Origin of the sequence: Bacteroides sp. OF03-11BH (assembly GCF_003604005.1) — a bacterium.
Lineage (GTDB): Bacteria > Bacteroidota > Bacteroidia > Bacteroidales > Bacteroidaceae > Bacteroides > Bacteroides ovatus.
Genome location: NZ_QTMW01000053.1, coordinates 22,501 through 36,412, shown reverse-complemented (window position 1 = coordinate 36,412; position 13,912 = coordinate 22,501). Strand labels below are relative to the sequence as shown.

Below are 13,912 nucleotides of genomic sequence, written 5' to 3'. Positions count from 1 at the left end.
TTTCTCTCAGAAAGAAAACTTCAATTTGTATAACATAATTCCAACTTATTTTTTGTCAGATAAATAAAAATAATAATTGCCATAGAATAACAGCGGGCCGATTGGGCACGTATGCTGAAACCTATGGCGTAAACTGTTTTATAATGTGAATTAAAGTGTATTTAAAATAATACTGTTCGCTTTATCCACTACGGAGGTGTCTAACGATGCAAGATAAATCCGTGTAGTGCTTTCTGAATCATGTCCCATAGCTTCGCTGATGGTAGCCAACGGAATGTTTTTGCTTCTGGCGATAGAAGCCCAGGCGTGACGTGCCACATAACTCGTCAGCGGAATAGGAAGGCCGATTTGTTTTCCCAATTTCTTTAGTTTTGAATTCACCAGCTGGGCTGCATTCTTGTATTGTTTCCGTTCATCCGTTTTTGCGTCGAGAATGATCGGCAATAGATAAGAAGAACCTATGGTATCGTATTTATCTATGATTTCTTGCATGGGCTTTTCCCATTTGATTACTAGCTGTTGGTTGGTCTTTTTTCTGCGATATGATAAAAAACCGTTTTGCAAATTACTTTTCTTTAGATAAGCCATGTCTATAAATGACATCCCTCGGGTATAAAAACTGAACATAAATAGGTCTCTTGCATATTCCAAAGAGGAGTCGTGACTTAAATCCATATCGCGTATCTGTCGGATAATTTTGGCCGGAACTGCCCGTTTTACAGTTTTATCTATGCCCGTATATACATGTTTAAACGGATATCGCTGTATAACCAATTCTTTTTCTACGGCACGATTATACATGGCTCTGAGGTTTCTCATGTAATAGGAAGTACTGTTCGGACAAATGTCATTAGATTTTAGATATTGTTCATATTCCATCATCAGGTTGGAGTCTATATTGTCGAAAGGGATGTCTCTGCCTTTCTTTCTGAAATTCATGAATCGCTTGAAGCTATTGAGCGTAGTGGTATAAGTTTCTGTGGTGCGTATTTTACCTATTTGTCTCAATTCTTCAATGAGATTCTCACAAAATGACACAAAGTACTCGTTCACAGGAGGAGCGGAATAATATTCAATGATTTCGTCTGCCGTATATTTGTATCCAAGATTCTCAAATCTTATCATAATATCTTTTAGACGTGAGGTGTCTTCCTCAATACATTTTTTTAAAGAAACCAAATACCGATGCCGGTTTTCTCCTGTCTTTGCTGGTATGATTATTTGGGAATTGAAAATATCCCACTCGTCAGGATAAATCTTGTATCCTGAATTTATCTGCCTTGCTACACGATTATGAATTACTTGATAGAACAATGTTCCCGCTTTTCCTTCTATAGAGGAATGTCGATACTTTATTTTTAATGATGCCATTTTTTTGTTTAATTAATATTATATTCTCCAAAATAAATGTTTTGGCGTATTATATGTTTAATAACCAATAAATTAGATAACTGTTTGATTTTGATTATAGTTGGATTTATATTGATATGGCGAAATACTTGGCTATTATATATCAATGTGAATAATGTTGGATTTTATTCTTCTTTTATTTCCGTACTGCCCTTTTCCTTGTTTTCTGCCTCCCCTAATGTACGTTTTTTCATAGCCCCGTCTGAGAGCCTTTGTTTTTGAACGGCAAATTTATTTCGGTGGATGGATACGAAAGAGTTCCGGTCTTCGCCCTTTGTACCGAAAAAAATAACGCCGGACGGCTTCGCTGTCCCCAACATTTTTTGTCGTCCAAAACTTTTCTCAATCCCTCCTTCCTTCTTGTTGTGTGCCGTAAAAAAAAGGCTTATAAACTCAGATGGGGCATGAAAGCTCAAAAAAAAAGTCGGCAGAAAGAAAAGGTCATCCCGGAAAGGGGTTTTAAAAAAAGGTCTTTAAATCTAGCTGAAGCATAAAATTAGAAGTTTAACCCTTTAAAAATGTGACATATGATTACAGTGACGGAACAACTAAAGAATGTGTTTGAAGCCAACCCTTTGTACTCAAAAGAGGGGCAGGGGCTTAATGCGGAAGTCATCGCAAGGTTTTTCCTTCCTTTTTCTTCGGTGGTATGGTTGGTAACGGAAGCCGAACAGCAGGAAGACGGTGACTGGCTTTTTTTCGGTTATTGCCATATTCAAGAATGGGAATGGGGTTATGTGCTTCTTTCTCAAATTCAAGAGGTGAATGTTCGTGGGTTGACCGTGCAGCTGGATAAAGGACTGAAAACCGGTATAACGGTAAAAGCTTGCCTGAATTGATTAGAGAATAAACGGAGAGGGAACAACCCCTTTCCGCTTTCCAACCGGAATATTGAACTTAAAAACGGAAGTTATGGTTTACGAGACGAATTGCACGGAAATAACACAGGACAAATGGCGTGAGCTGATGAAGTACGGTAGAAAATGCTCCTATCGGCTGCTTACGGCGAGAATCAAGCGGGAATTGCCGGAATTATACCATGCGCTGGCTCTCCAGTTCTATAATCCTTATGCGGAACAGTGCAGGCAGACACCCACACATTATATATTGGTTCATTCGGCCATTGAATATTTTATCAGAAAACAATAAAGGACAAATGGTTATGAAAACAAAAAAGGTTGATAAAAAGAAAACGCTGGCTTATGCGGTGGCATTTTACTTTACGGATGTTTCCGTAAAGTTCATGATGGGGAATGCGATGTATGAGTATGTACATACCGTTTATGACAGGCGGTATGATAACGGTGGCTTTAATACGCTTGCCGTAGTCTATAATTACAAGAGGATGAAGTACGAGGTATTGGTCGTATCGGACGAGAAGGTAGGTGATAAGGAGATTCATATATTATAAGTTTCACAAACAGGGCTTTTGCCATATAAAAACGGCTTTTGAGATGAAAAAGTTATCGGCTTATACGGTTGCATCCAACTGCACCGACTTGACGGATATACGTGACGGCATCGCTGAAATACATGAAGCGATGAAGACTTGCGTTGAATCCGGGAAACATATCCCTTCATTCTATGTTTCCCGGTTGGCCAAACTGGAAACTAAAAAGAAGAAACTGGAGAAACGGACGCAGGTACACATGACCGTCACCATCCGTTTCTTTATAGATGATGATACCCTTACAATGGCAGTCAGGCATTGCCTTTTCTTCAAGCTGGAACCGACTCGGCAGAATGTGATGAAAGCCATCCGTGATGCGGTTCTTAATAACGGACGTTCCATTCTTGACTTTCCGGAAGCATGGGGAGAAGATCTTATGGATGTGTCTTTCTTTGATGTGGAGAATGCCATGAAGAAGCTGCGTTCCTCATTCGGCCTATAAACTTCATTGCATATTTTTCCGAAAGTAAAGTAACCGTTGGATTTTTGGCCAGCGGTTCTTTTTTCAAAAAAGAACCAAAAACTTTGAATACAATCTTTTTTCATCTTCTAACTTATGTATTCGGAAAAAATTCCATGGCATTCAGAAAAGGGATGATAGCGGTTTGGGGATTATAGGGTAGATTTGTGGGGTAAGCTTACAGAGACAGTTTTTATAGGCAGGTTCCGAAAAGCCTTTGAGAGAGTAGGAGAACATGAGTTATAATATATGGCTATAAGTATAAATGATAGACAATTGATTACACAATTTATTACTAATACTCAGAATTTGAATGTTAATTTACCTACAAATGGTGGAGGGTGTGCTAATTTAGTTAGAGGAATTATAGAACAGGCAACAGGAAAAAGAATTTCAGTTAATCCTTTTGGAGCTTCTTTAGAAAGTATGATACAAAAAATAAATACCTATCATGATTTAGCTAAATGTAATAATGGAGATATATTATATTTTGTGCATCTTCCTAATGCTGCTGTAAATTTACATCAAACTATTCATTATGCAATTTTTTGTAATGTTAATAATGCTGGTGTACAGAAAAATGTTATTGGGATAAATGGATTAGCAGATCTTTCTTTTTCTCCCACAGCTTATCATGGTGTTGTAGCATCTGTAATATCTCCGGGTAATTTTAATGGAGTAGGGCAGGTGATATATGATACTGTAGCATTCCCTAATATTCTTGGTGAATTGTATGTTATTGATTATGAATTGATATAGGAATAAGTTTCTTCGTTATTTTATGGCGTACAGTAGTATAGAAATAGAAAAAAACTGAAAATTGAATAGTAAATTTGTTTGCTCCATGTTACGTTTATTACCGCTTGTAATCGGGCTTTGCGCAGACTTTATGTCCTGAAGGCTTTTTAGTACCCCTTCCATTTGGAAGATTTTGACAGCAGCGATGAAGGTGGTGGAGGATATATCCGGCTGGAGGCTTTTCAGTGTGTTCTCCGATGGCTGATATCCTCTCATCTTCAGTTCCAGAATGGTATTGAAGTCATCATTTCGCATAGCCTTCATGAAAGCCTCCTCTTGTTCGTTGGCAATGTCCGGATTTGGATCGTATGCAGTTGCTTGCCGAACAAGAACAGACTTTTTATTAATGTAATAGTGTCGCTATTCGTCTGTTTTTATCTTCTAGCTAAAGGCAGTAACAACCGTTCCACAAGTTCTTTCTTGTTCTCAACGGGCATCTTGTTTCTGCCTTTGGCAATGACTTCAGCAGCCAAATCGCTTTTACGCCCGGCAATGTATTTCTGTCGCTTTCCGTTTATGAAGGCCTCGATACGGAAATCATGCCGGGTGTTTTCGATGATGTTGATTTCTGATACCAAAAAGCCATCCTCTGTCTCGTAGGGTTCGACAATGGTGGGCAGGTAGTGTTTCATGGTTTTCCCTATGATCGGAGATACCAAACCGGAAAGATGCTCTTCGATGCGGTCTTTCCAATAGTCATCGATTTGATGATTGGTGGCATAATCGTAAAAATGGCTGATGGCAAGGCTGACTTCTTCGATTATCCTTTTCGCATTCTTTATTCCGTTCTGTTTGGCAAATTGCATCAGGTCATCTTCCGTGATGTCGTTATCTTTTCCTGCAATGCTCATGGAGTGTGCGTTTTCGTATGCCGCACCGTCCAAATTGGTGGTGAATGTCATGTCGTAGGCTGGGGTGATGTGCCATGTGCCGTTTCTTTCCATCAGGAAAGAGAAATTCTTGATGTGGTCATCCACATTGCCGCCCATGATATTGAATACCGTCCTACGGTAGAGTTCGGACTGTTCGCTTGCCGGGATGTTCAGTTTTCGGCAGACTTCAAACAAATCCTCATAGCTCGTTGCATCCGGATTCATGGCAGCAAGTGTCTGTGTATGTATCTTCTCTCCGTTTATCCTATCGTAACGCTCCGTCAGGAAGTGATGTTTTCCCTCAATTTGAATGAGTCGGGAAGGCATCATCGTAATCCCGGCTTCCTTTGCCATCTCATAATATACCATTTCCATTTGCGTGAACGGAAAATCGTCCCCTTCTGCAAACTTCAATATGTAGTAGGTATAGCCCTCCGGTAAAGGGACTTGGCCGGAACGTATATCATGTGTCGTTTCATTGATGGCGATGATGGCTTTCGGGTGCTGCCCTCCGGCTGATGTACCTATCTCATAGATACTTTGCAGTTGCAGTGCTTCGTCATCTTGCACGGATATTTCCTCCCGTTCCTCAAAGATACGGCGTGCCAGTTGGTATAAACTCTCTATCTGGAGAGTGGAAGAGGATTCCAATCCAGGAGTGGCCGGGATGAACTCAAAGGCTCCCATTCCCCGTTTCCCGATGAAAGACAGTTTATCTACCGGTGTGAGTTTGCGCTTGGGGATATGGTTTTGTGCCGCCCATTGGTCGAAGACCATGTTACCCCACCGATCAGGCAATGAATCTGCCAAAAACGGTGGGAGACCTTGATAAGTCTTTTCTTTGTTTCCGAGTATGGGCATACCCTTTGCCGCCGGTCCTTTGACAGAAGCGGTCAGTGGGGCGATTTCCACTCCTTTCTTGATGAAATCCGGATGATAGTTGAAGACGGCTCTTTTGTTTCTTTCGTCCCAATAGAGCTTTCCGACTTCTTCTCCCCATAACATAACACTCACAACATTATTTTCCATGTCTTATCCTTTTCGGCTTTTTATTCATTATTCGTTCCATTGTATAGGCTGAAACAGGTATTTCCGGCATCAGATCATCCATCTGTTCCAGACAGTCCACTACTCGTAACAGGGCAAGAAAGTTGCCCATATTGATGTTATAGGCCTTCCCGTTCTCAAACTGGCGTAAGGTGATAAGGCTGACACCGGCTTTCTCGGCAGCCTCTTTTTGGGTGAGCCTATAGGTTAGCCTGTATTCCTTAAATCGTCTGCCCAGTTCCACTATGATTTCCGGATTGGCCATGGCTTGGGTGATGTGATTCGTTGTCATTTTACAAAGGTAAATATATTAATTGTTAAATCAAAATATGATATATAACAATTAATATATTTACTGTTATATTGAATTGTGCGCGATGTAGTTTGTGTGCTAATCCCCCAATTCCATGCTACGTTTATTGCCGCCTGTAATCGGGCTTTGCGCGGGTTTTATGTCCTGAAGGCTTTTTAGCATCCCTTCCATTTGGAAGATTTTGGCGGCAGCGATGAAGGTGGTGGCGGATACATCCGGCTGGAGGCTTTTCAGTGTGTTCTCCGATGGCTGATATCCTCTCATCTTCAGTTTCAGAATGGTATTGAAGTCATCATTTCGCATAGCCTTCATGAAAGCCTGCTCTTGTTCGTTGGCAATGTCCGGCATTTGGATGGTATGCAGTTGCTTGCCGAACAAGAGCAGGTTTTTTCCGATAAAATCGGCGTGTTCCGGCTTGACCCCGCAATCCTTGGCAGTCTCATGCCAATACGATACGGTTTCCTGTACCTTTTCGATAATCTGTTTGTGTTCCCGGATGCCCATGTTCTCACCTACCTTTTGCAGATCTTCCATCGTGAAATTGTCTTGTTTGCCGTTGAGTGACAGTTGGTGGCGGTTCGTCCATTTGCCGCCCGGTGTGTATGAGTAGCAGAGGTCGTATGCCGGGGCCAGTTTCCATTTCCCTTGTCTATCCATCAGGAAAGAGAAGTTCTTGCTATGGTCATCATGGTTACGGCTCATGACGTTGAACACCATTCTTCGGTATAGTTCCTCCTGATCTGGATAAGGGAGGTTCATCTGCCGCATGATACGGAATATCTCTTCGTATGAATGGCGTTGGTCACGGTCATAGTGGGCAAGCCCGGCCAATGTCTGTACATGGATTTTCTCTCCGTCTTTCATACGGTCAAAACGGCGTGTCATAAAGTGATATGACTCTTTTTCCTGAAGTAACCGGCATTCCATCATATCGATACCGCAGGCTTTTGCCATCCGGTGATAGGCATATTCGATATTTCCTATTCCTTGTGGATTGTCCGTTATCTGCGTGTGTTCGCTGTATTTGCCGCCATCAAATTTCAACAGCCAATATCCGAATCCTTCAGGAGCTTTTACCTGTCCGGAGCGTACCTCTCCGGTAATATCGTTGTAGGCGATGATGGCCTTGGGCTTGGCACCTCCGGCAGATGTTCCCACTTTCAGTATATCCAGAATGTTTCTTCCTTCCTGGCGCAGTTGGACCTGAAAAGCCATTCTGTCCGTGAATACGGATTTGGCAAGCTCCGTCAGTTCCTCGATATGGAGCACTGATGATTCGTTCATGCCGTTGATTGGCGAGGACGGCTCAAACTCCAGTGCGCCCATGCCACGTTTGCCTACATAGCAAAGCCTGTCTAAAGGGGTAATCTCTTCTCCGGACAATCCCTTGCTGGCAAACCATTCATTGATGATCTGGTTTCCGAAAGTGTCCGGCAGTGAATCGGCAAACAGGCCGGGCAACCCCTTGAAACAGTCGGTACGGTTTTCAAGGAACCGGTAGGGGGTGTTCCTGTACTGGCTGATGGGCATGATGATGGGAGAAATGTCAAGACCGGAGCGGATGAACTTCCGTTCATAGTCGAACAAGGCGGCATTGCTTTCCTTTTCCCAATAGAGAGAGCCTACGCTTTCTCCCCATAGCTTTACATCTACTATCAAATCATTCATGGTTATCTTGTTTTAAATGGCGTACACGGTAGCGTTTCTTTCCTTGCAGTTTTTTGAGCTCTATCGGGCTGACCCGGATTTCCGGTACCAGTTGCTCCAGGTTCTCCAGCAGGCCGAGCGAGCGGAGTACGCTGATGAACAACAGCAGCGATACCGATTTGCCCTTCTCGATGTTCGCAACGGTCAAGGGGCTTACACCGGAAGCCGTTGCCAGTTCTTCCTGCGTGATATGCTGCCTGATACGTGTCTCTTTGATGCGCTGGCCGATTCTCATCAGCACAGCTGGATTGCTCATTTCATTCCACATGGTTGTTCCTTTTTTGCAAATATACAAATAATCCATGTAAATATATAGATTAACTTGAATATATGATGTTAATCTATATGAATACAATGATTATAGTTGCTTTATCGGCTGTTTTTTTCTTTGAACTAGGATGAAAACTGACTAAAATCACAATGTGTTGTGAATATGAAAGAGCTAGGAAAGATGATTAAAGAGTGCAGGAAGAGTTTGAAGGTCAATCAGCTGGAGCTTCTCCGAACTGGCGGGCGTGGGCATCAATACGCTGGTGGCCATCGAGCGTGGAGAAGGCAATCCTAAATTGGCTACTGCTTTCCATTGGAGTTGATTAAAGTGCGGAAAAATGTATAAGATTGCTTCTATTATCTGTTTATTTTAGTATATTTGTGCTTTAAATAAGTGCGGATAAATGTATTATACGCTGTTTTTACATGTATAAAAATGCTGTTTGTAGATGAAAAGATTTGTTTTGCAACAACTTATAGAATGGAAAAACCGTGAGGATAGAAAACCTCTGATTTTAAATGGTGCCCGACAAGTTGGGAAAACATGGCTGCTCCATGAGTTTGCCAAACTTGAATACAAAAAAGAGGCTTATGTGGTATGCCGTAAGAATAACCTTGCACGCCAGCTTTTTTCTCAGGATTTCAATGTTGACAGAATTTTACGGGGGCTGCGTGCGATGACTTCCGTTGACATTACTCCGGGTGATACGCTTATTATCCTTGATGAGATACAAGATATCCCGGAAGCACTGGAATCTTTGAAGTATTTTAAAGAGGAGGTTCCGGAGTATCATATAGCTGTGGCAGGTTCACTTTTGGGGATATCCCTTCATCAGGATGTGTCTTATCCCGTAGGGAAGGTAAATGTCATCAATATATTTCCTATGAACTTTGAAGAGTTTCTTGTCGCCAAGGGAGAAGAAGAAGCTTGTAAATTGCTTATGAGTGGGGATTTTGAAACGATAAGCCTCCTGCATGACAAATATACGGATCTCCTTCGGCAATATTATTATGTAGGTGGTATGCCGGAAGTTGTACTCAAATATGTAGAAACGGATTCCTTGCTGGAAGTCAGAAGAATACAGTCGGAGATTTTGCAAGGCTATGATCTTGACTTCTCAAAACATGCGCCCAAAGAACAGGTTCCGCGTGTCCGAATGGTATGGAACAGCATTCCTTCCCAATTATTTAAAGAAAACAAGAAATTCATTTACGGAGCTTTGCGAAAAGGTGCCAGAGCCAATGATTTTGAGATGGCCATTCAATGGCTTGTAAATGCCGGGTTGTTGTATAAAGTGCCTCGATGTACCAAACCGGAGCTTCCGCTTGATATTTATGAAGACCTGTCGGCTTTCAAACTCTATATGGTTGATTTGGGGCTTATGGGTGCTATGGTCAAGACAGATCCGGCCCAAGTCTTGATTAAAAACGACATATTTAAGGAATACAAGGGAGGAATGACTGAACAGTATGTATTGCAGCAGATGAAAAGTAAGGGCGTGTCACCGATTTATTACCATAACACAGACAATTCGCGTCTTGAGTTGGATTTTGTTATTCAACGTAATGCCCAAATGGTGCCGATAGAAGTGAAGGCCGAAGGGAATGTCCGGGCCAATTCGTTGACAGCATTACTGGGAAAAAGACCGGAATTGCATGCGGAGAGATTTTCTATGTTGCCTTATAAAGTACAGGGTAATCTTACAAATTTTCCGCTATATGCAATATAGGTGTATCCTTTTCCCATGCCGGTCATACCGTTAGAACTGATTGATAAGTATGATGCGTATGTTGGCCGGTATGTCTATCTTTGTGGCAATGAAAACAGAGAGAGGATTGATTTACGCCTTGTTTTCCGGGACGGAAAGGAGATTGGCACGGATGATCTGAATCTGTATTATAATTGATGTGACGGCTTGGATGTCCCCCGGATGAATGTTCGGGGGATTTTTTTTCTTTTGGGCGTTCCCGTGGGACGGTCGGGCTTTACGTTTCAAGTCCTCGCCTAAAGGCTGTGGGCTTTACTCTGCAATCCCTAACGCATGGCTGAAAACTCCTCTTGCCGGTGGTGTTCTTCTTCATACAGCCTCATGCGTTCTTGTAATGCTTCTTTTAAATTGTCGCTTTTTTTCAGTCCGAGTTTGGCACGTATGTTCGCTCGTTGGCTGGTTATGTTTCCGCTACTCCGATGTAATAATTCGCATATTTGGCTGACGGTCTTGTCTTGCAGTATTAAACGGCAGATGTTTAATTCGGACGGGGATAAATTGGGATATATTCTCCTGATTGTATCAAGTTTACTTTTTTCCTTTTTCTGGTATGCGGCAAGGGCTGTAAAAAGATTTTCTTTGGATTGTTCCCCTATTATGTTTAACAGGGAGCTTGTCTTTTCTTCCGGGTTATTCTCGCTTAACAACTCGGCGAACGCGAATAGTTCTTCCTTTTTCATTTGGAGACGTTTCAAAAGCATTTCCTCTTCCTCTTTTAGCAAGTTGCTACTTTTTAGCAAGCTGCTGATATTACTGTGTAAGGATCTTCCTAATAAGGGGATCATGGTGTATATGATGATGATCAAAGGCAGATAACTGTATAGGAACGGTTCGTCGGTGATAAGTGTGCAGATTGTATAGGAAGCTATGGTAAGGGAGGACAATAGGATGGAGATATTACTCATATAGGCACAGATGGAAAGCATGGTAAATAAGAGAGAGATACTAATGTTACTCATTATCAATGCTCTTTGATAACTATATTCATATCCGCTACATATTGAGCAATAAATTATTTCGATAAAAATCTCGATATGTATGGCTATCAGTATAATGGAAAAGGTCGTGGTCAGATTTACTCTCTTTTTAAAATAAGCGAGAGTGCACATAATGATAAACAGGAATAATACGCTGTTAATATAATAAAACTGTTCATTGGGAAATGGAACTGAATATATGTATATGGGTGCGCATAAGGCCAGCATGAGCAGGGATAGATGAAAGACACGTTTTTGTTGATACGTTATTATCATTTCTCTTTCTTTTTTGTCGTAAGTTTGAGTTTTTATTGAACTTAGAAAAGTAGCGGCTTTTGTGCTGATTTTCATGTGTTTTATTGTTTTAAGTGTTATTAAGTATAATGTTTCCTGCAAAAATAACTGTTTTTTTTTTTTTTTTGTATGTTTAAGTACTTTTCTTTATGATGTTAAGTGTTTTTAATTGTTGTGTAAGCGTGATTGGCTGCTGTGGTAAGTGTTGTAGCTGTTGTGTGGTTGTCTTTTTAAGTATTTATAAGTTTAAAATACTTGTTTTTTGCTTTGGAGGTTGGTTTATAAGTGCATATCTTTAGCGGTTGAAATTCAGGGGGTGTAAAAGCCTGGGTTTGGATTGTCATATTAACAAATGATTAAATGACGAAAAGATGTTTTTTTATATTAAATGTGTATTGTTCGTGCTCGTGTTGAGTATAAGCGGAGAAATATCCGCTCAGGAGAAGCGTGATTCGGTAAGGATCTATTTTCATCAAGGAAAGGTAAATATAGATACATGTTTACTTGACAATGGGAACGAGATGGAGCGGTTTGCTAAAATCTGTTCCGCATTGAACGACTCCGTCCGTCTTATCAGGAAAATTCAAATAATAGGAGGAGCTTCCCCGGAAGGAGGGGGGCTGTTGAATGGAAGGCTGTCTGAAAAACGAGCAGAGGTTTTGTGGCGGTATATATCACCTTATATAAAGATTCCGGTATTGGAGAGGGATTTTCATTTTTCGGGAAGCGACTGGAACGGACTTATAACGATGGTGAGAGCGGATGTGAATGTTCCGGAGAGGGAGGATGTCCTTCGTTTGTTGGAGAAGATCGTACGTTTGGAAAACCAGGATAGCCCTTATTGGGGGGGAGAACTGAAAAGACTGAAAGGGGGGAGGCCATACTCATATTTGTATAAATTCCATTTTCCGAAACTTCGTTCGTCGATGGTGAAAATATGCTATGATAGTGATCCGATAAATCCCGTCAGAGATACGGTATATATACATACACGTGATACGTTGTGCATCCGTGATACCGTTACCGTCATAGCTCCGGTAAAGAAACGGCCGTTTTGCATGGCGGTGAAAACAAACTTGCTTTATGACGCTGTTTTGATACCTGACATCGGGGTTGAGTTCTGTTTGGGGAAGAACTGGTCTGTGGCCGGGAATTGGATGTATGCCTGGTGGAAAAGTGATCGGAAGCATAATTATTGGCGTATCTATGGGGGAGATGTGGAGTTGCGCCGCTGGTTCGGTCGGAGAGCGGTGGAAAAACCGTTTTCCGGGCATCATGTCGGATTGTACGGGCAGATCGTCACCTATGATTTCGAATTGGGTGGGAAAGGTTACTTGGGGGATAAATGGAGTTACGGGGGAGGCGTGGCTTACGGCTACTCGTTACCTGTGGGACATCGGTTCAATGTGGATTTCACGTTGGGAATCGGCTACCTTGGAGGATTGTACAAGGAGTACATCCCTTTGGACGGTCACTATGTATGGCAGACCACTAAAAAACGCTGCTGGTTCGGCTCGACCAAGGCGGGTATCTCTTTGGTGTGGTTGATCGGGCGGGGGAATTATAGCCGGAAGAAAGGAGGCAGGCAGTGATACTGATACGCTTTAGTCTGGTGTTCATATTTTTATGGATGGGACTGACGGCTTGTGAGCATAAGGATTTATGTTACGATCATCCGCACTTTGCCACGGTGCGGGTAGTATTCGACTGGACCAAGATTTCCAATCATGACAAGCCTGAAGGCATGAGGGTCGTATTTTATCCGACCGATGATGAAAGCAACACGTGGATATTTGATTTCCCCGGAGGAGAGGATGGGGAAGTGGAGCTCCCCGAGAATGATTACCGGGTAATTTGCTTCAACTACGATACCGACGGGATGGTTTGGAAAGAAAACGGCAGTTACACGCTTTTTACTGCCGATACGCGTGATGTTCGGTCGCCGGATAACCAGACAATGGCCGTCACCCCACCCTGGCTGTGTGGCGACCATATAGACAGAGTTATCCTCAAGGACATTCCGGAAGGAAGCACGAAGATAATACGGCTAACTCCCGTAAACATGGTATGTCACTACACGTATGAGGTGAACGGAATTCGGGGACTGGACAGGGTGGCGGATTTGCGGGCCGCTCTTTCCGGCATGTCCGGCTCGCTTAACATGTCCGGCGACAGTTTGCCCGCCGATCTTTCGGAGAGCCTGCTCTTTGATGGAATGGTTTCACGGAATCAGATTATAGGCGGATTCTATACGTTTGGACATTCCGCACTTGAAGGAGAGCCCAATGTTTTCCGGCTGTATCTCAAGAACCGTTCAGGCAGCATGTCTGTATTGGAACAGGACGTGAGCGACCAAGTGCATGATGTCCCGGTAGCGGGGCATATCGGTGATGTGCATCTGGTGTTGAATTTTGATTATGAGGTACCATCCGAGCCGGGAAGTGGCGGTCCGGGATTTGATGTGGACGTTGATGATTGGGATGATGTGAATGTGGATATAGTGTTGTAATCGAGTTTTATTAATTATATTTATTAACAATTTTAT

At 42.3% G+C, this 13,912-nt stretch carries 15 protein-coding genes and 1 pseudogene; 9 read left to right on the top strand and 7 right to left on the bottom strand.

The window, feature by feature from the left end; all coding sequences use genetic code 11:
• Positions 1-150: 150 nt before the first annotated feature.
• Complete coding sequence (locus DXA54_RS24260; RefSeq protein ID WP_005868829.1) at positions 151-1,371, bottom strand: tyrosine-type recombinase/integrase; 1,221 nt, start codon at positions 1,369-1,371, stop codon at positions 151-153.
• A 566-nt stretch (positions 1,372-1,937) separates the two neighbouring features.
• On the opposite strand from DXA54_RS24260, the gene DXA54_RS24250 reads away from it, so the two are divergent.
• From DXA54_RS24250 to DXA54_RS24230, 5 genes are all read left to right on the top strand, one after another.
• Positions 1,938-2,249 (top strand): DUF2958 domain-containing protein, encoded by a 312-nt coding sequence (locus DXA54_RS24250; RefSeq protein ID WP_005868826.1) that lies wholly within the window; start codon positions 1,938-1,940, stop codon positions 2,247-2,249.
• A 73-nt stretch (positions 2,250-2,322) separates the two neighbouring features.
• Positions 2,323-2,559 (top strand): hypothetical protein, encoded by a 237-nt coding sequence (locus DXA54_RS24245; RefSeq protein ID WP_005868824.1) that lies wholly within the window; start codon positions 2,323-2,325, stop codon positions 2,557-2,559.
• Positions 2,560-2,572: 13 nt separating this feature from the next.
• Positions 2,573-2,821, top strand: a complete 249-nt coding sequence (locus tag DXA54_RS24240) for a hypothetical protein (protein WP_005868823.1) — start codon at positions 2,573-2,575, stop codon at positions 2,819-2,821.
• A 43-nt stretch (positions 2,822-2,864) separates the two neighbouring features.
• Positions 2,865-3,302 carry a hypothetical protein gene (locus DXA54_RS24235; RefSeq protein ID WP_005868821.1) on the top strand — a complete coding sequence of 146 codons (438 nt, stop codon included), beginning with the start codon at positions 2,865-2,867 and terminating at the stop codon, positions 3,300-3,302.
• A 267-nt stretch (positions 3,303-3,569) separates the two neighbouring features.
• The gene (locus DXA54_RS24230) at positions 3,570-4,079 is read left to right on the top strand and encodes a hypothetical protein (RefSeq protein ID WP_007569216.1); all 510 of its coding nucleotides are present in this window, start codon (positions 3,570-3,572) and stop codon (positions 4,077-4,079) included.
• Between the two features lie 15 nt (positions 4,080-4,094).
• On the opposite strand, the gene DXA54_RS24225 is transcribed toward DXA54_RS24230, so the two are convergent.
• The 5 genes from DXA54_RS24225 to DXA54_RS24205 all read right to left on the bottom strand — a co-directional run bounded on the left by DXA54_RS24225 (position 4,095) and on the right by DXA54_RS24205 (position 8,361).
• Positions 4,095-4,382, bottom strand: a complete 288-nt coding sequence (locus tag DXA54_RS24225; RefSeq protein ID WP_007569214.1) for a hypothetical protein — start codon at positions 4,380-4,382, stop codon at positions 4,095-4,097.
• A 110-nt stretch (positions 4,383-4,492) separates the two neighbouring features.
• Positions 4,493-6,019: a type II toxin-antitoxin system HipA family toxin gene (locus tag DXA54_RS24220; RefSeq protein WP_005868817.1), complete on the bottom strand. Its 1,527-nt coding sequence runs from the start codon at positions 6,017-6,019 to the stop codon at positions 4,493-4,495.
• Entirely contained in the window at positions 6,009-6,329 is a 321-nt protein-coding gene (locus DXA54_RS24215) for a helix-turn-helix domain-containing protein (RefSeq protein WP_005868815.1), read from the bottom strand. Before DXA54_RS24215 ends, DXA54_RS24220 begins: the two co-directional genes overlap by 11 nt.
• A 99-nt stretch (positions 6,330-6,428) precedes the next feature.
• Entirely contained in the window at positions 6,429-8,018 is a 1,590-nt protein-coding gene (locus DXA54_RS24210) for a type II toxin-antitoxin system HipA family toxin (RefSeq protein ID WP_120080898.1), read from the bottom strand.
• Positions 8,011-8,361 (bottom strand): helix-turn-helix transcriptional regulator, encoded by a 351-nt coding sequence (locus DXA54_RS24205; RefSeq protein WP_005868812.1) that lies wholly within the window; start codon positions 8,359-8,361, stop codon positions 8,011-8,013. The genes DXA54_RS24210 and DXA54_RS24205 overlap by 8 nt, the downstream gene beginning before the upstream one ends.
• Before the next feature lie 129 nt (positions 8,362-8,490).
• On the opposite strand from DXA54_RS24205, the pseudogene DXA54_RS28630 reads away from it, so the two are divergent.
• Positions 8,491-8,650, top strand: a pseudogene (locus tag DXA54_RS28630) (helix-turn-helix domain-containing protein).
• A 126-nt stretch (positions 8,651-8,776) separates the two neighbouring features.
• Positions 8,777-10,057 (top strand): ATP-binding protein, encoded by a 1,281-nt coding sequence (locus DXA54_RS24195; RefSeq protein WP_005868811.1) that lies wholly within the window; start codon positions 8,777-8,779, stop codon positions 10,055-10,057.
• 305 nt (positions 10,058-10,362) lie between these two features.
• On the opposite strand, the gene DXA54_RS24190 is transcribed toward DXA54_RS24195, so the two are convergent.
• A complete protein-coding gene (locus DXA54_RS24190) occupies positions 10,363-11,424 on the bottom strand; it encodes a LuxR C-terminal-related transcriptional regulator (RefSeq protein ID WP_120080896.1) in 1,062 nt (353 codons plus the stop codon).
• 314 nt (positions 11,425-11,738) lie between these two features.
• On the opposite strand from DXA54_RS24190, the gene DXA54_RS24185 reads away from it, so the two are divergent.
• Together DXA54_RS24185 and DXA54_RS24180 are read left to right on the top strand one after the other, a co-directional pair.
• The gene (locus tag DXA54_RS24185; RefSeq protein ID WP_120080894.1) at positions 11,739-12,959 is read left to right on the top strand and encodes a DUF3575 domain-containing protein; all 1,221 of its coding nucleotides are present in this window, start codon (positions 11,739-11,741) and stop codon (positions 12,957-12,959) included.
• A complete protein-coding gene (locus DXA54_RS24180) occupies positions 12,956-13,876 on the top strand; it encodes a DUF5119 domain-containing protein (protein WP_007856438.1) in 921 nt (306 codons plus the stop codon). The genes DXA54_RS24185 and DXA54_RS24180 overlap by 4 nt, the downstream gene beginning before the upstream one ends.
• Positions 13,877-13,912: the final 36 nt, after the last annotated feature.

Coding starts and splice junctions, on each gene's coding strand:
- DXA54_RS24260 (WP_005868829.1), bottom strand. CDS start 1,371: ATGGCATCATTAAAAATAAAGTATCGACATTCCTCTATAGAAGGAAAA.
- DXA54_RS24250 (WP_005868826.1), top strand. CDS start 1,938: ATGATTACAGTGACGGAACAACTAAAGAATGTGTTTGAAGCCAACCCT.
- DXA54_RS24245 (WP_005868824.1), top strand. CDS start 2,323: ATGGTTTACGAGACGAATTGCACGGAAATAACACAGGACAAATGGCGT.
- DXA54_RS24240 (WP_005868823.1), top strand. CDS start 2,573: ATGAAAACAAAAAAGGTTGATAAAAAGAAAACGCTGGCTTATGCGGTG.
- DXA54_RS24235 (WP_005868821.1), top strand. CDS start 2,865: ATGAAAAAGTTATCGGCTTATACGGTTGCATCCAACTGCACCGACTTG.
- DXA54_RS24230 (WP_007569216.1), top strand. CDS start 3,570: ATGGCTATAAGTATAAATGATAGACAATTGATTACACAATTTATTACT.
- DXA54_RS24225 (WP_007569214.1), bottom strand. CDS start 4,382: ATGAAGGCTATGCGAAATGATGACTTCAATACCATTCTGGAACTGAAG.
- DXA54_RS24220 (WP_005868817.1), bottom strand. CDS start 6,019: ATGGAAAATAATGTTGTGAGTGTTATGTTATGGGGAGAAGAAGTCGGA.
- DXA54_RS24215 (WP_005868815.1), bottom strand. CDS start 6,329: ATGACAACGAATCACATCACCCAAGCCATGGCCAATCCGGAAATCATA.
- DXA54_RS24210 (WP_120080898.1), bottom strand. CDS start 8,018: ATGAATGATTTGATAGTAGATGTAAAGCTATGGGGAGAAAGCGTAGGC.
- DXA54_RS24205 (WP_005868812.1), bottom strand. CDS start 8,361: ATGGATTATTTGTATATTTGCAAAAAAGGAACAACCATGTGGAATGAA.
- DXA54_RS24195 (WP_005868811.1), top strand. CDS start 8,777: ATGAAAAGATTTGTTTTGCAACAACTTATAGAATGGAAAAACCGTGAG.
- DXA54_RS24190 (WP_120080896.1), bottom strand. CDS start 11,424: ATGAAAATCAGCACAAAAGCCGCTACTTTTCTAAGTTCAATAAAAACT.
- DXA54_RS24185 (WP_120080894.1), top strand. CDS start 11,739: ATGTTTTTTTATATTAAATGTGTATTGTTCGTGCTCGTGTTGAGTATA.